Source organism: Streptomyces bambusae (assembly GCF_019400985.1).
GTDB classification, from domain to species: domain Bacteria; phylum Actinomycetota; class Actinomycetes; order Streptomycetales; family Streptomycetaceae; genus Streptomyces; species Streptomyces bambusae_A.
In genome coordinates this window covers 1-16,971 of record NZ_WTFF01000160.1, presented here as the reverse complement: position 1 = coordinate 16,971, position 16,971 = coordinate 1, and the positions used below count along the sequence as shown (strand labels likewise).

Below are 16,971 nucleotides of genomic sequence, written 5' to 3'. Positions count from 1 at the left end.
ACCGCCGCGATCGTCGAGGCCCCCGCCGCGCGGCCGCCGGGCGGGCTGCGGGGGCCGGGGCGGACGGGGGGAGCGGTGCGGCTGGGGCACGGGGGACACCTCCGCGGCGGCAGGGGAGATTCGTCAGAACAGTAGGCCCATACGATCAGCGACCGCCGTACTGCCCGTCCGGCGCGCACCCGTTTCCCTCGTACGCGGTAACGTGGCAGCGATACCCGACCGTGAAGGACCCCATGCCCACCCAGCAGCCCGCAGTCTCGGTGATCATGCCGGTGCTCAACGAGGAACGCCACCTGCGTGACTCCGTCCGGCACATCCTCGCTCAGGACTACGCCGGCGAGATGGAGGTGGTGATCGCGCTCGGCCCGTCCACGGACCGTACCGACGAGATCGCCGCCGAGCTCGTCCGCGAGACTGCATCCGATGCACGAGCGCGCGTCCACACCGTGCCGAACCCCACCGGCCGCACCCCCGCCGCCCTCAATGCCGCCATCAAGGCCTCCCGTCACCCGATCGTGGTACGCGTCGACGGGCACGGCATGCTCTCCCCGAACTACATCGCCAACGCCGTCCGCCTCCTGGAGGAGACCGGCGCGCAGAACGTCGGCGGCATCATGCACGCCGAGGGCGAGAACGCCTGGGAGGACGCCGTCGCCGCCGCGATGACCTCGAAGATCGGCGTCGGGAACGCCGCCTTCCACACCGGTGGGCAGGCCGGGCCCGCGGACACCGTCTACCTCGGGGTCTTCCGGCGCGAGGCGCTGGAGCAGCAGGGCGGCTACAACGAGGAGTTCATCCGGGCCCAGGACTGGGAGCTGAACTTCCGCATCCGCGAGGCCGGCGGGCTGATCTGGTTCTCGCCCGAGCTGAAGGTCCAGTACCGGCCGCGGCCGTCCGTGAAGGCGCTGGCCAAGCAGTACAAGGACTACGGCCGCTGGCGGCACGTCGTGGCGCGCTACCACCGCGGCTCGATCAACCTGCGCTACCTGGCCCCGCCGGCCGCCGTGTGCGCCATCGCGGCGGGCCTGGTCCTGGGCGCGGCCGTGACCCCGTGGGCCTTCGCCGTCCCGGCCGGGTACCTGGCCGCGATCACCGCCGGCTCGGTCCCGGCGGGCAAGGGCCTGCCGCTCAAGGCGCGGGCGCAGATCCCCGTCGCCCTGGCGACCATGCACATGTCCTGGGGCTTCGGCTTCCTGACCAGCCCGCGCTCCCTGGCCGCCAAGGTCATCGCCAGCCGCCGCCCGGCGGTGCAGGCCGACCCGGCCGCGGGGCGCGCGGACGTACGGCAGTAGCGGCGTACGACACCCCGCGGCGTACGGCAGTAACGGCGTACGGCACCAGCGGGGCGCATTCGGTACGAGGAAGGGCCCGGCGGGATCTCCCGCCGGGCCCTTCCTCGTACCGAATGCGCCCCGTACGTCCCCCTCAGGGGCGCGTCACCAGGTGAAGCCGTCCTGCACCTTCATGCAGGCCTTCTCGTCGTCGCCGTTGAGCGGGCGCGCCGAGTCCGGGGCCTTGGTCGCGGGCGGCGGGGGCGGGGTCGGGGCGTTACCCGTCCGCCAGTCCTTGCCGACGAACAGGGTGACCCCGGAGACGTCCGTGGAGCGCTGCACCGCCGTCGGCGGCAGCCCCAGGGCGGCGGCCACGGCATGCGCGTCACCGGCCTGGTCCAGGCTCGCGTACCGGATCAGCGTGGTGTCCTCGCCGGCCGTCTGCGAGTCCGCCACGGCCTTGGTGAAGCCCTTGGAGACGAGCAGGGCGGCGATCTCGTTGGCCCGGTTCTTGACCTTGCTCTCCGCCGCGCCCTTGCCGCCCGTGGCATTGCGCACCATGACCGGGATCTTCGCCGGCGGCGCCGCCGGGTCGGTGGCCGGCTGCGACGGCGGGGCGGAGGTGGGGGCCGGGGAGGCGGCGGCGCTCGCGGAGGCACCGGGCTGCGGGGTGCCCTGGCCGTCCAGCGGGATGTCCTCGCGGACCATCCGGAACAGCTCCTCGGCCTCGCCCGGCTTGGGCTCGACGCGGTTGCTGTCCTGCGGGCTCCAGATCCACGGCATGGTGGTCATGGTGATCCGGCCGGTGGGGACCTTCTTGAGCTCCATGCTCAGGTCGTACAGCTTGTCGATCTTGTTCAGGCCGTTGTCCACGACCATCGCCTCGATCGCCGCCTGCGCCAGGCTGTTGAGCTTGACCGGGTTGCTGAGCTTGGCGTTCTTGCGGAACTCGCGGGCCAGCGCGTTCATGTACATGTGCTGGGCGTGGGTCCGCGCGATGTCCGTGCCGTCCTCGAAGCCGTAGCGGGTGCGCAGCCACTGCAGGGCCTGCTCGCCCTGGATGGTGCTCGTCCCCGCGGGCAGCTTCAGGCCCGAGCCCTTACCGTCCCTGGTGCGGGAGTTGACGTTCTTGTCGACGCAGACCGGCACCCCTCCGATGGCGTCCGCCATCGACACCACGCCCTTGAAGTCGATCATCATGAAGTGCTGGATCGGGATGCCCGTCAGCTCCTGCCAGGTGGCGACCGTGCAGCCCGGCCCGCCCCGCTGGAGCGACTCGTTGGTCTGCACGAGGCCCTTGCTGGCCTGGTGGACCTTGCCGTTCGGCTCGGTGCACTTGGGCATCTTCAGCAGGGTGTCGCGCGGCATCGAGATCACCGACATGTTGCTGCGGTCGGCCGACAGGTGCAGCAGCATCTGGACGTCGGCGAGCGGCGGCCCGTCGAAGGAGTCCTTGGCCCCGCCCAGCGCCTTGTTCTCCTCGCCGTCGCGGGCGTCGGAGCCGATGAGCAGGATGTTCAGCGGGGTCTGCCCGAAGGCGTTGGGCCGGGGCGCGCTCAGCTTGTTGTCGCCGAGGTTCAGGGCGTCCGTGCGGATGTTGCCGTTGAGGTACGTGTAGTACAGGTAGCCGGCTCCGGCCGTGCCGAGTATGAGCAGGGCCGTGACCGACGCGACCCAGCGCAGGACGCGGCGCTTGCCGCGGCGGGGCGGCCCGCCGGCGTCGCCGGTCCCCGCGGCGCGGCCCTTGCCCCCGCCGCCGGCCGCCTCCCCACGCGGCCCGGGTATGCCGGCGGACGCGCCCGCGCCACCGCCCGATATGCCATCGGCGGCTGCGCCGGGCGCACCCTCTCCGCGCACACTGCTGTGCCTCACGCGTTTCCCCCCTCGAAGACGCAGGTCAACCCCTTGACCCGGTCCTGATGTGTGTCAGGTCGTGTTCCGCCCTGATGTGTGTCAGGTCGTGTTCCGTGCTGATGCGCCCCGCTCCGGCAGGCGGTGCGGGCCTGCCGGAGCCGGAGCTGGAGCTTGAGCTGGAGCTTGAGCTATTTGACGCAGACCGCCTTGTCCGCCTCGACCCGCTGGATGTCCTCGGGTGCCTTCTGCGGGGCGGTGAGCGAGATGCCGGCACCCTTGAAGTCCGCGCCGAGCGTGAGCTTCATCGGGGTGCCCGCCGGAGCGTCCGCCGCAGCGATCTTCAACGCCGACGCCGGCAGGCCCATCATGTCCGCCAGCGCACGCGCCTGGTCGGCCTGGTTGGGCGCGTACTCCAGTGTGGTGGCATCGAGTTTCGCCGGTGCGTTGCCGAGGTTACTGGCCCGGCCCACTCCCTTGGAGTTCTGCAGCCAGGTCAGCGTGGTCCCGGCCGAGCCCTTGGGCCCGCCGCCGTTGTACACGTCCACCCGTACCTCGCCGGGCTGCGACCGGTTGCCCTGGAGCAGGGCCTCCTGCTGGCTCCTGCGGGCGTCGGCCGCGGCCTTCTCCTTGGCCTCGACCTCGGTGAGCGAGACGTCCCCGCGGATCATCTGGAGCAGCGGTTCGGCCTGGCTGGGGCTGACGACGACCGTGGCCTTGACCCGCTCGGCCGGGTTGTCGACGACGGGCAGGGTGGTGAAGGTGATGTTCTTGGGGTTGACCCCCTTCAACTCACCGGCCAGGTCCTGCAGTTTGCCGATGGTCCCTATCCCCGTGTCCACGCTCAGTGCCTTGGTCGCCGCCTCCGCCAGGGAGAACAGCTTCTTCGGGCTGGTCAGCGTGTCCTTCGACTTCATCTCGCGGATCATCGAACTCAGGAACTGCTGCTGGGTCTTGATCCGGTCGAGATCGCTCTCGTTGCCGAAGGCGTGCCGGGTCCGGACGAACGCGAGGGCCTGCTCACCCTGCAGCCGGTGCTCGCCGGGCCCCAGCTTCAGCTTGGAGTCCTCGTCGTCCACGGCCTTCTCCAGGCACACCGGTACGCCGCCGACCGCCGCGCTCAGCGTCTTGACGGCGTTGAAGTCCGCCATCATGAAGTGGTCCACCTGGATCCCGGTCAGCTGCTTGACCGTGCGCATCGTGCAGCCCGGGTCGCGGCCCGCCTGCCCGAGGCTGGTGTTGAAGCGGACACCGCGCTCACCGGGGATGTCCTTGATCGAGCCGTTCGGCTGCTTGGTCGGGCAGTTCGGGATGTCCGTGATCAGGTCGCGGGGGATGGACAGGGCGGTGGCGTTCGTCCGGTCCTTCGAGACGTGGAAGAGGAACGTCGTGTCCGCGTGGCCGGGGCTGTCCTTGTCGCCGTAGCCCTCGTTGCCCGCGCCGGTGCGCTTGTCGGTGCCGATCACCAGGATGTTGATCGGCTGGTCCTTCTTGAAGCCGCCGCTGCCGGCGTCGCCGACATCCGTGGTGTTGATGTTGCTGTTGAGGTGGTCGTAGTACAGATAGCCCGCCACGGCTCCGCCGACCAGCAGGAACGCCAGCGAGCCGCCGAGGATCCTCAGCCCCTTGCGGCCGCCTCCGCCCTTGCGTTTGCGCCCGGGGCGGCGGCCGCCGGGCGGACCGTCGCCGCGCCGCGGGCCGGGGACGGCCGGGGAGGGCTTGCCGGGGGCCTTGGGAGCCCCGGGGGTCTTGGGCGTGGTGCCGGGGGGCTCGGCCGGGGCCGAGCGGGATCTGCGGGGCGGGGCCACCGACGGGGCTTGCGCAGTGGAGCGGTTCAGTCGCAGTTCGTAGTTGCCGGTGCGGGGGTTGAGAACCCACTGGTCTGCGGGGTCGATCTCATCTGCCCGCCCACGGCTTTGCGCATCCACGGTTGTCGAGTCCTCCGTCGGTGCTTCGCTACACGCCTCCCCCATGGCGCTCGCTCAACGATCCGGCTGCTGGTGCACGGCTTTCGGCCTACCGGGCACCGGATCGCTCACCTTATCCGTCCCGTTCGGCGTCAAACCATGCTGGTGACAAATTCCACTCCCCTTATAACGGGGCAAACCCGCCATCACGCCCGGTTCGGGCAACGGCTTTTGGGATTGCTTTACCGGCACGGGGCGATGCCGGCGGTGGTCCCCGTGAAAGTAGGGACGGGTGCAGGCGGCGGAGTGGTTCCGTTTCCGCGCAGGTCACCGCCCCGCCCGACCGCACCCCGTGACACGTCCTGCGCGCTCTGGGGGTGCGCCGGGGTCACCGTGATCGGCTCGTCCAGCCGCAGCTGACGAAAAAGCCGTTCCGCTTCGGGCTCGGACAGCTCGTCCCGGTTGGGGTTCGGCGCGTACGGCCTACGGGGTACGGTCAGGAACCGGATCTGGTCGGTGGGCACGTCACGGAAGTCCCGCACGAGCTCGTACAGCCCGCGCAGCGACGCCAGCCCCGGGTCCGTGGTGACGGACGAGGTCGCCGCGTCCAGCAGCGGGTACAGCCGGGCCGGGTTGAGCAGCACCCCGTTGCTCTGCACCTTGCGCACCATCGAGGCGAGGAACTGCTGCTGGCGCTCCATGCGTTCGGTGTCGCTGCCGTTGCCCAGGCTGTAGCGGGCCCGTACGAACCCGAGGGCCTGCTCGCCCATGAGGACCTGCCGGCCGGCGGGCAGCCGCAGCTTCGCCTCGGCGTCGTCCACCGGCGCCTTCAGGCAGACCTCGACCCCGCCGATGGCGTCGACCATCTTCTTGAAGCCGCCGAAGTCCACCACCATGTGGTGGTCGACGCGCACCCCGGTCATGGCCTCGACCGTACGGACCGTGCAGGCCGCCCCGCCCCACTGGAAGGCCCAGTTGAACTGGGCGAACTGCTCCTCGGTGCGGCCGCCGTCGGCGCGCAGGCAGGCGGGGACGCGGGTCATCAGGTCCCGCGGTATCGAGACGGCCGTCACGCTCGCCCGGTCCGCCGGCAGGTGCAGCAGGATCGTGGTGTCCGACCGCTGCGTGCCCCGGTCCTGGCCGTACTTGGCGTTCTCCCGGCCCGAGCGCGAGTCCGAGCCGATCACCAGGACGTTGCGGGCCCCGTCGACGGCGTGGGCCGGCCGCTCCCGCTCGTAGCGCTCCAGCTCGGCCGCCGCGGAGGTGTCCTCGCGGATGTTGCCGTCGAGCTTGCGGTAGAGCCACCAGCCCGTGGCCGCGCCCGCCAGCACCAGCAGCGCCATCCCGATCCCGACCCAGCGCAGCAGCGTGCGGCGGCGGCCCCGCGGAGGCGTCGGTCCGCCTCCGGCCGCTCCGGTCCCGCCCGGTATGCCCGCGCTGCCGGTCACTTCCGTGTCCGTCCCCTCACGCTCGACGATCCGCCTCGGTGACGATCCGATCCGGCGCTTCCACAGCTCTCGCCCGATCCTCACCCCGGGCCGCGGGGACGGCCCGGGGTGAGGGGGGTTCCTTGAGCCGTGTGGGTGACAAATCGGCCGTCGCGGCCGTTGAGCAGGACGGGTGACCCCCGACCGGGACGGACTACCGGGACGGACTACGCGGTCCGGGTGACGCGCTCGCTCTCCACCCGCTGCGCCAGCCCCTCGGCGGACAACCGGTCCAGGTGCCGGCACAGCACCACCGACCCGCCGGTCGCCAGCGGCCCGTACAGGCCCGCCGACAGCCCCTCCCACGTGTCGTAGCCGAGCCCGGACAGTACCCGGTCGCCCGGGCCCGGGCCGAGCCCCGCCGCGTCCTCGCGGGCCCGCTCCACCAGCTCCGCGTACGACAGCTCCGTACCGCCCACGACCAGCCCCGGACCCTCGGGGTCCACCGGCGCGAACGGGACGAACCGGTCGCCCTGCCCCGGCACCTCCACCGCGTAGTCGGCGAACCCGGCCGGCGGCTGCGGGAACCGGCCGCCCAGCGGCCGCAGCGCCAGCGCCACCCGCTCGCCCGAGCAGGCCCGCGCCTCCTCCAGCGTGTCCGGACCGCTCACCACCAGGTCCGCACCGGCCGGGTCCCCGCCGACCTCCACGACCACCCCGACCGAGGCGGCGGCCAGCAGCCACACCGCCGTCTGCCAGTGCGCCGGCAGCAGCAGCGCGAGCCGGTCCCCGGGTCCGGCGGCCAGATCGCCCTGGAGGAGATTGGCGGTCTTGGCCACCCAATTGGCGAAGGTGGCGACGGACAATTCGACGCGCTCACCGGTGGCGTCGTCGTAGAAGGTCACGAGAGGGCGGCCCGGATCGGCGGCGAGCGCGGATCGCAGCAGGTCGGCAGGGGTGCGGTCAGTGGCGTTCACCCGGCACAGCGTACGCCGGGCCCCTCCCGGGCCGTCCCCCGAACGGGCGCCGCGGACCTCCCCCGTACGGCCCAGGCAGGCCCGCCACGCCGCCCGACACCCCGTCAGCTCCGGCTGGCGACCCCGGGTGAGTGTGCTCAGCATCCATTCCATGCGTGGATTCCTTGCTTCCTCGATCGGCGTCGCCGCCGCGGCCGCACTGGCGCTCCCGCTCGCGCTCGCCGCCCCCGCCCTGGCCGAGTCCGCCCCCGACACCCCCGACACGCCCGCCGCCGCCTCCGGCTCCACCCAGTCGCTGCCCCTGGTCCCGCTGCACCCGTACGGGGAGGCCGTACGGGGCTCCGCGCGCCTGCTGCCCGAGACGCGGGGGCTCGCCGCACGCGAGGTCGAGAGGTTCTCGATGGTCGGCGTCGTGTGGGACGACGCGCGCACGGAACTCGTCGGCCAGGTCCAGGTCCGCACCCGGGACGCGCACACGGCCCGCTGGTCCGACTGGCAGGACGTGGAGACCCACAACAGCGAGCACGCCGCCGACCCGGACGCCGCGGAGAGCGGCTCGGGCCGGGTCCGCGGGGCCACGGCGCCGCTGTGGGTCGGGGAGTCCGACGGCGTGGAGGTCCGGGTCCACGCGGAACCGGGCGCGGGCCCGGCCCGCTCGCACGGCCGGCTGCCGTCCGGGATGCGCATCGAACTGGTCGACCCCGGCCTGCCGTCGACAGCCCCGGCGTCGGACGGCAAGAACGGCAAGAACGGCACGGACACAACCACCGACACGACCACCGACACGTCTGCCGGCACCTCCCCGGTCGGGGACGACAAGGGAGAGATGACCGTCCCCGGAATGTCGATGGCGGCGGCGGAGGCCTCGTCGGCGAACGTGCCGCTGGCGCCGATGGGCGCGGGCGAGATCAAGGCACTGAACAAGTCGGACGCGACGGCCGACGCGGTGTTCGCGAGCGACGGCACCCTCAGCGCCGCCGCCCGCCCGTACATCGGCCCGCGCCCGCGCATCGTCACCCGCAAGGGATGGGGCGCGAACGAGTCGCTGCGCGAGCCCGGCTTCGTCTACACGAACACGGTCAAGGCGGCCTTCGTCCACCACAGCGCCTCCGGCAACAACTACGCCTGCAAGGACGCCCCGGCGGTGCTGCGCAGCCTGTACCGCTACCACGTCGTCAGCAGCGGCTGGCGCGACTTCGGCTACAACTTCGCCGTCGACAAGTGCGGAACCGTCTACGAGGGCCGCGCGGGCGGCGTCGCCAAGCCGGTGCAGGGCGCCCACACGATGGGCTTCAACACCAACAGCATGGGCGTGGTGGTCCTCGGCTCGTACACCAAGGTCAACCCGCCGGGGGCGGCCCTGGACGCGGTGGCCCGCCTCACGGCCTGGAAGCTCGGCCTCTTCAACGCGGACCCGCGCGCGCGGACGAGCCTGACCTCGGGCGGCGGAAACCTCTACCCGAAGGGCCGGGCCGTCCGCATGAACGTCATCTCCGGCCACCGCGACGGCTTCGCCACGGAATGCCCGGGCCGCCTCCTGTACGCAAAGCTCCCCCCGACCCGCACGGCTTCGGCGAAGCTCCAGGGGCGGCCGTAGGGCCGGCGGGGGCGGCCACCCCGCACGGGGCGGCGGTGGGCACCCCGTGCGGGCTACGCTCGGGCCATGGCCGGACGTTTCACACCCCCCTCCCGGACCGCCGTACGCGGAGGCTGGACCGGCGTCCCCGCAGGCCAGGGTCAGGCACAGGGACAGGCACAGGCACAGGCACAGGGGCAGGCGCAGGTACATGGGCAGGGTCAGGTACATGGGCAGGGTCGGGGGCAGCCAGGCGGTGGCAGACAGCGAGTGTGGGATCCGCCAGGACCCACCGACATCGGCCTGACCCTCGGCCCGCTGCGCCGCGGCCCCGGCGACCCCACCTTCCGCGTCACCCCCGACGGTTCCGTCTGGCGGGCCGTCCGCACCCCGCAGGGCCCCGGCACGCTCCGGGTCTCCCTGCATGCGGGCCGGGTCACGGCCGAGGCCTGGGGGCCCGGCGCGGACTGGCTGCTCGACGGCCTGCCGGCCCTGCTCGGCGCCGACGACGACCCCGACGCCTTCGTCCCCCGCCACCGCCTGGTCCACGCCAGCCACCGCCGCTGTCCGGGCCTGCGCCTGACCCGGACCGGCCTGGTCCTGGAGTCGCTGATCCCGACGATCCTGGAGCAGAAGGTCACCACCGACGAGGCGTACCGCGCCTGGCGCCGCCTCGTCAGCCAGTACGGCGAGCCGGCGCCCGGCCCCGGCCCGGGCGACGGGTACCGGCTGTCGGTCATGCCCGACGCCCGGACCTGGCGGCGCATCCCGTCCTGGGACTGGCACCGGGCCGGCGTCGACGCGAAGCGCTCGGGGACGATCCTGCGCGCCGCGCGGGTCGCGCCGAGGCTGGAGGAGGCAGCGGCCATGGACCTGCCGGAGGCCGCGGCCCGCCTGGAACTCGTACCCGGCATCGGCCCCTGGACCTCCGCCGAGACCCTCCAGCGCAGCAACGGCGCCGCCGACGCCGTCACCACCGGCGACCTGCACCTGCCGGGCGTGGTCGGCTACGCCCTCGCCGGCAACCGCGACGCCGACGACGCCGAGATGCTGACCCTCCTCACCCCGTACGCCGGCCAACGCCACCGCGCGACCCGCCTGATCCTCCTGTCCGGCCGAACGCCACCTCGCCGAACCCCGAAGATGCGCAAGACAGACATCGCCCGGTGGTGAGCGAGCTTCGGCCTACGCCTGGGGCCAGGCCCCTGTCAGCCCCCTGGGGGTCCCCCCTTGCCCTTCGGCTCTCCGTCAGCGTGGGTTGCTCGCGCAGTTCCTCGCGCCCCTGACGGGGCGGAGCCCAGCCATTTCCAGCCTCGCCGGCGTTTGAGGCGCGGGGGTGCGGGGGCGGAGCCCCCGAAAGCCGGGCGCGGAGCGCCCGGTGGGGGTCCGGGGCGAAGCCCCGGTTACGGGAAGGGGCGGGGTGGGGAAATGGCCCCGCGCAGCGGCAGCCACGGGCACAGCCCGGGCCCCGGCTGGCAACGCCCGAGCCCCGCAGCAGGCGACAGCCTCACCTGACCTCGACGAACGCCGAAGCCTCACGAACAGCCCTGGGCGAGGCCACCCCCGCAGGATGCCCGACAGCCACCGCCCCCATCGGCTCCCACCCCCCGGGGAGGCCCAAGACCTCGCGCACCACGTCCCGGCAGAACATCGTCGAAGACACCCACGCCGACCCCAGCCCCTCCCCGGCCAGCGCCACCAAGAAGTTCTGCACGCCGGCGCCCGTCGCCACGACGAACATCTCCCGCTCGGCCGCGTCCCGCCGCGCGTGCCCGTACGTGTGCGCGCCGTCCATCACCATGCACGGCACGGCCAGGTACGGCGCGTTGCGCAGCACGTCGCCGCGGCGGATCCGCTTCGCGATCGACTCCTCCGACTTGCCGTCGCGCCGCAGGTCCGCGATCCACGCGTCCCGCATCGCGTCCAGCAGCTTCGTCCGGGACTCCGCCGACTCCAGCAGCACGAACCGCCACGGCGTCGTGTGGTGCGGCGCCGGCGCGGTCACGGCGGCCGCGACCGCCCGCCGTACCGCGCCCGGGTCCACCGGCTCGTCCGTGAAGGAGCGGACCGTACGGCGCTGGGTGACCGCCTCCCGGACCGCCTCGGAGGTGCCGAGGCGGAACATGTCGTCGGCGGCCGGGCGGATCAGTTGCCGTGCGCCCTCCCCGTGGCCGCCGCCCTCGTCCCGTACGTGCGCCAGACCGCGGACCACCGCCACCGGCAGCCCCGCCGCCTTGCCCTTGACCAGCTCGCCGGCGGCCGCCAGTTCGTCGGCGAGGGCCACGACCGTCGCGCTGAGCGGGTTGCCGTGCGCGTCGGTGCCGCCGCGCAGGTCGTCGAGCACCCGTACGCCGGCCGCGCCGATCGCGACGTCCGTGAGCCCGTTGCGCCAGGGGCGCCCGAACGTGTCCGTGACGATCACGCCCACGTCCACCGACAGCAGCCGGGCGAGCCCGGCCCGCAGGGCGCGCGCCGAGGCGTCGGGGGCCTCGGGCAGCAGCAGCACCGTGCCGGGCTCCGTGTTGGACGCGTCGACCCCGGCCGCCGCCATCACCAGGCCCTGGCGGTTCTCCACGATCCGCAGCGTGCCGCGGCGGGCGACCACCCGTACGGTCTCGGCGTCGACGGCGGCCTCGCGCGAGTCCGCGGCGACGATCCGGCCCTCCGCCTTGGAGACGATCTTCGAGGTGACCAGCAGCACGTCGCCGTCCCGCAGGTCCGGCGCGGCCGACGCGATCACCTTCGCCAGATCGTCGCCGGGCCGGACCTCGGGGATCCCGGGCACCGCCCGCACCTCGTACGCGGGGACCACGCTCTGCTCGTACGCGGGGACCACGCTCTGCTCGCACGCGGGCACCGCGCTCTGCTCGTACGCGGGGGCCATGGTGTGCCCGGACGCCGCGGGCGTCCCCGCCTCGGACCCCACGCTCACCGCCCGGCCCCCGCCAGGTCCAGCGCCGCCCGGGCCATCGCCGCGGTCGCCTCCACGTCGGTCATCATCAGCGGCACCGCCCGGCAGGCGATCCCCGCGGCCTCGACCTCGGCGACGGCGTCCGCGTCCGCGGTGTCCACCAGCCAGCCGTCCAGCAGGTCGCCGCCGTAGTGCAGGGCCACGGCCGCCGCCGTCGCGTCCACGCCGACCGCGGCGAGCACCTTGTCCGCCATTCCGCGCACCGGGGCGCCGCCGACGATGGGGGACAGGCCCACCACGGGCGCCGGCGCGGCGGCCACGGCCTCGCGGATGCCGGGCACGGCCAGGATGGTGCCCACGGAGACGACGGGGTTGGACGGCGGGAAGAGGATGACGTCGGCGGCGGCGATCGCCTCCAGCACGCCCGGCGCCGGCTTGGCCTGCTCGGCACCGACCGGCACGACGGCCTCCGCGTCCACCGAGGCACGCAGCCTGACCCAGTACTCCTGGAAGTGGACGACCCGCCGCTCGCCGTCCAGGGTCACGGCGACATGGGTCTCCACCCGGTCGTCGGACATCGGCAGCAGACGTACGCCCGGCTGCCAGCGGTCGCACAGCGCCTCGGTGACGGCGCTCAGCGGGTAGCCCGCGGAGATCATCTGGGTACGGACGATGTGGGTGGCGAAGTCGCGGTCGCCGAGGCCGAACCACTCGGGTCCGACCCCGTACGCCGCGAGCTCCTCCTTGACCGTGAAGGACTCGTCGGTGCGGCCCCAGCCCTGCTCCTCGTTGATGCCGCCGCCGAGCGTGTACATCACGGTGTCCAGGTCCGGGCACACCTTCAGCCCGAACAGGTGGATGTCGTCACCGGTGTTGCCGATGACCGTGATGTCCGCGTCGGGCACGGCCGACTTCAGTCCGCGAAGGAAACGGGCGCCGCCGATACCGCCGGCCAGAACAACAATGCGCATGCCCGACAGTCTGTCAGCCGAAGGCTGTTCATGAGGGGGCGGTGGTCGGGTGACGGGGTCAGGTCGTCAGACCCCCACGGGCTCCAGCTCCGCCGCGGAGCAGTGGTGCATCGGCATCTCGGTCAGGCCCGGGAAGTACACGTGCAGGCTGACGGCGCCGTCGAGGGAGTCGTTGACGACGTCGTGGGCGTAGCCGGGGGCGAAGACGCGCTGCGCGCCGGCGCCGAGGGAGAGCGGGCCGCGGGCGCTGCGCTCGGTGAGCTCGCCTTCGAGGACGGTGAGCACGCCCGAGGAGGGGCCGTGGTCGTGCAGGCCGCTGCCCTGGCCGGGGACCCAGCTCAGCAGCCAGACCTCGTAGCCCGGGCCGGTGTGCAGGCGGTGGTACCAGCGGGTGGTGGCGTCGTACTCGACCAGATGGGCCCACCGGCCGCGGTCGGCGGCGATCTCGCGGGCCAGGCCGACGAACTCGGCCACGGTGGTGGGGTGCTCCTTGGCGGGCTGGAGCAGGTGGGGGACTTCGAGGATGTCGCCGGCGATCTGGAGGTCGCTGTCGCTGTTCATCGGTGGGGTACCTCGACGGGTGTCAGGCGGCGCAGGGGCCGGGCGCAGGGCGGTTGCTGTGGGGGAGGGCCGGAGCTCGGACCGGAGCAGGACGCTCCGCGGGCATCAACAGCTGCAACAGCTGAAACAGCAACAGCGAACCTGGGCAGCGCGCAGGAACCCACGAACGGGGGTCCGGCTGGCGGCTGCGGTCACTGACATGGGGACAAGGAGACCGGGCGCCGGGCCCGGCTGTCAACTTTCCGTCCACCGTGCGGGACGCGGTTCACCCCATCCGGTCACGTCGTCCGGAGAAAGGTTTGTGCAGTCCATGGCCGGGGATGTCGCGCTCACACGGCCAAACCTGCGCAGCCGTCTTCGTGACCGGAATGTGATCTACGCCGCTTCCGTGGCCGAATCGCAACCCCGCCACAGGGTGACGCGTCGGAAACGGGTGACTGGCGCCGCGAGGCACCGCCGAGGCGTCACCCCGCGCCGACGTGCAGGACGCGCGCAGGGCGCACAAGGCACGCACAGGCATGCACAGGGCATGTGTCACGATTTTTGGCGATATGAACACTTTCTGTATAGGTTTGGTTCCGCAGAGTGAATAAGGGGCCCAATAGCAGATCTCGGCTTGACTGCCCCTGATCCACACATTTGTAATTTCACTCGTGTCGTTCCGGCCGTTGGCCCGTAACGACGCCACCACGGGGACGCACAGACAGAGCGAGGGGCGCACATGACCGAGCTGTTTCAGGAACTGCTGGTCGAGGAGGCGGACGAGGAGCTCGGATGGCAGGAGCGCGCCCTGTGCGCCCAGACCGACCCCGAATCCTTCTTTCCCGAGAAGGGCGGCTCCACCCGGGAGGCCAAGAAGGTCTGCCTCGCCTGTGAGGTCCGCTCCGAATGCCTCGAATACGCCCTCGCCAACGACGAACGCTTCGGCATCTGGGGCGGCCTCTCCGAGCGTGAGCGGCGCCGCCTGAAAAAGGCCGCGGTCTGAACATTCGACGACAGGTTCAGCACATTCGACGACACGTCGGCGGTACATCCGGCGGCACACCGCACCGCATCCGTACATACGTAGCAGAGCAGTAGCAGAGCAAACGGTCCGCCTCCTGCCCCTTCCCCGCAGGAGGCGGACCGCTGTTGTTCCAGCCGTTAGGGTGGGGCGCCAGTCCAGCAGCCTCCGAGGGCCCCCGCCCCCGGAACTCCCCCGGGCTCCAGTCCGGGGGCTCCCCCGTCCCCGGCCCTCACCCGGGGAGGAGCAAAAGCCGGAGGGCCCGTACCGCGATGTCCCCGCACAGCCACCCGGCGGCACTGCACCAGGCGGCCGCCGCCCCCGCCTTCCCCCGGCACGTCGTCACCGCGGTCCTCGTCGCCCACGACGGCGCCCGCTGGCTGCCCCAGGCGCTCGGCGGACTCCTGAACCAGGAACGCCCCGTCCAGAACCACATCGCGGCCGACACCGGAAGCGCCGACGACTCCGCCCGCCTCCTCGGCGAGGCCCTCGGCGACGACCGCGTCCTGCACCTCGCCCGGCGCACCGGCTTCGGCGCCGCCGTCGACGAGGCCGTCCGCACCGCCGGCACCCTCACCCCCGACGACCTGCCCTACCTCAAGCGGCCCAGCGGCTGGGACCCCGTCAGCCGCACCTGGCAGGACGACGCCTACGACCTGCCCGAACTGCCCCACGGCGAGCCCGTCCAGTGGCTCTGGCTGCTCCACGACGACTGCGCGCCCGAACCTGACGCCCTCACCGAACTCCTCCGCGTCGCCGACGACAACGAGGACGCCGCCGTCGTCGGCCCCAAACTGCGCGGCTGGTACGACAAGAAGCAGCTCCTCGAAGCCGGCGTCACCATCGCCCGCAGCGGCCGCCGCTGGACCGGCCTCGACCGCCGCGAACAGGACCAGGGCCAGCACGACCAGGTCCGCGCCGTCCTCTCCGTCTCCTCCGCCGGCATGCTCATCCGCCGCGACGTCTACGACGCCCTCGGCGGCTTCGACCGGCGGCTGCCCCTCATGCGCGACGACGTCGACCTGTGCTGGCGCGTCCACCAGGCCGGCCACAGCGTCCTCGTCGCCCCCGACGCCGTCCTGCGCCACGCCGAGGCCGCCGCCCGCGAACGCCGCACCGTCGACTGCGTCGGCCGCACCCCGGCCAGCCCGCACCGCGTCGACAAGGCAGGCGCCGCCTACACCCTGCTCACCGGCGTCTCCGCCGCAGCCCTGCCCTACGTCCTGCTCCGCCTGGTCCTCGGCACCCTGCTGCGCACCCTCGGCTACCTCCTCGGCAAGGCCCCCGGCCAGGCCGTCGACGAATTCACCGGACTGCTCGCCACCCTGCTGCGGCCCGGCCGCATCCTCGCCGCCCGCCGCCGGCGCGGCCGGCCCGTCGCCTCCCCCCGGGACCTGCGCGGCTACTTCCCGCCGCCCGGCGCCACCGTCCGCGCCGGCCTCGAACAGCTCGCCACGCACCTCGGCAGCGGCCGCGACACCGAGCCGGCCGCCACCGGCCGGCACGGCGGGGCCGTCGAGTCGGGCCCTGGCGGCGAGGACGCCGACTACCTGGAGGTCGAGCAGTTCGCCCGGCTGAAGCGGATCGCCCGCAGGCCCGCGCCCGTCCTCTTCGCCCTCCTCCTGCTCGTCTCCGTCGTCGCCTGCCGCGCCCTGATCGGCGGCGGCTCCCTGATGGGCGGCGCCCTGCTGCCCGCCCCCGGCAGCGGCCCCGACCTCTGGCGCGCCTACACCGGCGGCTGGCAGCCCGTCGCCGCCGGCACCACCGCCGGCGCACCCCCCTACCTCGCCGTCCTCGGCGCCCTCGCCACCCTGCTGTTCGGCTCCACCGGGACCGCGCTGACCCTGCTCCTGGTCTGCTCCGTCCCGCTCGCCGGCCTGACCGCCTACTTCGCCTCCCGGCCGCTGGTCGACTCCCGGCTGCTGCGCGCCTGGGCCGCCGTCGCGTACGCCTTCCTGCCCGCCGTCACCGCGGCCCTGGCCGGCGGCCGGCTCGGCACGGCCGTCCTCGCGGTGCTGCTGCCGCTGATCGCCCGCTCCGCCGTCGCCGCGTACGGGCTCGGGGGCGGCCCCGGCGCCGGCCGGGGCAGCTGGCGCGCGGTGTGGACGTACACCCTGCTGCTGACCCTGGCCACCGCCTTCACCCCGGTCGTGTGGCCGCTCGCCCTCGTCCTCGGCGCCACCCTGGCGGTCGCCCGCCGCGCGCAGTGGAAGACGTACGCCCCGCGCCTCCTCGCGACCGCCGCCACCCCGCTGCTCCTCCTCGCCCCCTGGTCGGCCGGGCTGCTGACGCACCCGGGCCGCTTCCTGGACGAGGCCGGACTGCCCTACGGCACCGGCTCGGCGACCGCCCTCGGCCTGCTGGCCGGCAGCCCCGGCGGGCCCCGGGCCGGAAGCCTGCCTCTTCCCGCCGGGGCGGTGCTCGCCGCCCCGCGCGCGCTGCTGCGGCCCCCTCTCTTTTACACATCTGTCGCGCCCGCACAACTCATGCGTGAGGTGCATCGTGTCTCGCTGGTG

At 73.2% G+C, this 16,971-nt stretch carries 12 protein-coding genes; 5 read left to right on the top strand and 7 right to left on the bottom strand.

Going from position 1 to position 16,971, the window contains the following annotated elements:
- The first annotated feature begins 233 nt into the window (after window positions 1–233).
- Window positions 234–1,292 (top strand): glycosyltransferase family 2 protein, encoded by a 1,059-nt coding sequence (locus GPJ59_RS21500; protein ID WP_219668861.1) that lies wholly within the window; start codon window positions 234–236, stop codon window positions 1,290–1,292.
- A gap of 144 nt (window positions 1,293–1,436) precedes the next feature.
- Here the strand turns inward: GPJ59_RS21500 and GPJ59_RS21495 are convergent, their stop codons facing one another.
- The 4 genes from GPJ59_RS21495 to GPJ59_RS21480 form a co-directional block, all read right to left on the bottom strand.
- The gene (locus GPJ59_RS21495) at window positions 1,437–3,143 is read right to left on the bottom strand and encodes an LCP family protein (protein ID WP_308120407.1); all 1,707 of its coding nucleotides are present in this window, start codon (window positions 3,141–3,143) and stop codon (window positions 1,437–1,439) included.
- A 170-nt stretch (window positions 3,144–3,313) separates the two neighbouring features.
- A complete protein-coding gene (locus tag GPJ59_RS21490) occupies window positions 3,314–5,050 on the bottom strand; it encodes an LCP family protein (protein ID WP_219668860.1) in 1,737 nt (578 codons plus the stop codon).
- A 221-nt stretch (window positions 5,051–5,271) separates the two neighbouring features.
- Window positions 5,272–6,477 (bottom strand): LCP family protein, encoded by a 1,206-nt coding sequence (locus GPJ59_RS21485; RefSeq protein ID WP_219668859.1) that lies wholly within the window; start codon window positions 6,475–6,477, stop codon window positions 5,272–5,274.
- Between the two features lie 206 nt (window positions 6,478–6,683).
- Complete coding sequence (locus tag GPJ59_RS21480; protein WP_219668858.1) at window positions 6,684–7,433, bottom strand: TIGR03089 family protein; 750 nt, start codon at window positions 7,431–7,433, stop codon at window positions 6,684–6,686.
- 151 nt (window positions 7,434–7,584) lie between these two features.
- On the opposite strand from GPJ59_RS21480, the gene GPJ59_RS21475 reads away from it, so the two are divergent.
- On the top strand, window positions 7,585–9,030 hold the full coding sequence (locus GPJ59_RS21475) for a peptidoglycan recognition protein family protein (RefSeq protein ID WP_219668857.1): 1,446 nt from the start codon (window positions 7,585–7,587) through the stop codon (window positions 9,028–9,030).
- A gap of 66 nt (window positions 9,031–9,096) precedes the next feature.
- A complete protein-coding gene (locus GPJ59_RS21470; protein ID WP_219668856.1) occupies window positions 9,097–10,182 on the top strand; it encodes a DNA-3-methyladenine glycosylase family protein in 1,086 nt (361 codons plus the stop codon).
- A 334-nt stretch (window positions 10,183–10,516) separates the two neighbouring features.
- On the opposite strand, the gene GPJ59_RS21465 is transcribed toward GPJ59_RS21470, so the two are convergent.
- The 3 genes from GPJ59_RS21465 to GPJ59_RS21455 all read right to left on the bottom strand — a co-directional run bounded on the left by GPJ59_RS21465 (window position 10,517) and on the right by GPJ59_RS21455 (window position 13,452).
- On the bottom strand, window positions 10,517–11,941 hold the full coding sequence (locus GPJ59_RS21465) for a coenzyme F420-0:L-glutamate ligase (protein ID WP_308120405.1): 1,425 nt from the start codon (window positions 11,939–11,941) through the stop codon (window positions 10,517–10,519).
- On the bottom strand, window positions 11,938–12,891 hold the full coding sequence (gene cofD, locus GPJ59_RS21460; protein ID WP_219668855.1) for a 2-phospho-L-lactate transferase: 954 nt from the start codon (window positions 12,889–12,891) through the stop codon (window positions 11,938–11,940). Before cofD ends, GPJ59_RS21465 begins: the two co-directional genes overlap by 4 nt.
- Window positions 12,892–12,957: 66 nt before the next feature.
- The gene (locus GPJ59_RS21455) at window positions 12,958–13,452 is read right to left on the bottom strand and encodes a cysteine dioxygenase (protein ID WP_219668854.1); all 495 of its coding nucleotides are present in this window, start codon (window positions 13,450–13,452) and stop codon (window positions 12,958–12,960) included.
- Window positions 13,453–14,173: 721 nt separating this feature from the next.
- On the opposite strand from GPJ59_RS21455, the gene GPJ59_RS21450 reads away from it, so the two are divergent.
- Both GPJ59_RS21450 and GPJ59_RS21445 read left to right on the top strand, forming a co-directional pair.
- A complete protein-coding gene (locus GPJ59_RS21450; protein ID WP_003983763.1) occupies window positions 14,174–14,437 on the top strand; it encodes a WhiB family transcriptional regulator in 264 nt (87 codons plus the stop codon).
- Window positions 14,438–14,727: 290 nt separating this feature from the next.
- Window positions 14,728–16,971: glycosyltransferase family 2 protein (locus GPJ59_RS21445; protein ID WP_219668853.1), on the top strand; the 2,244-nt coding region annotated here is incomplete at its 3' end.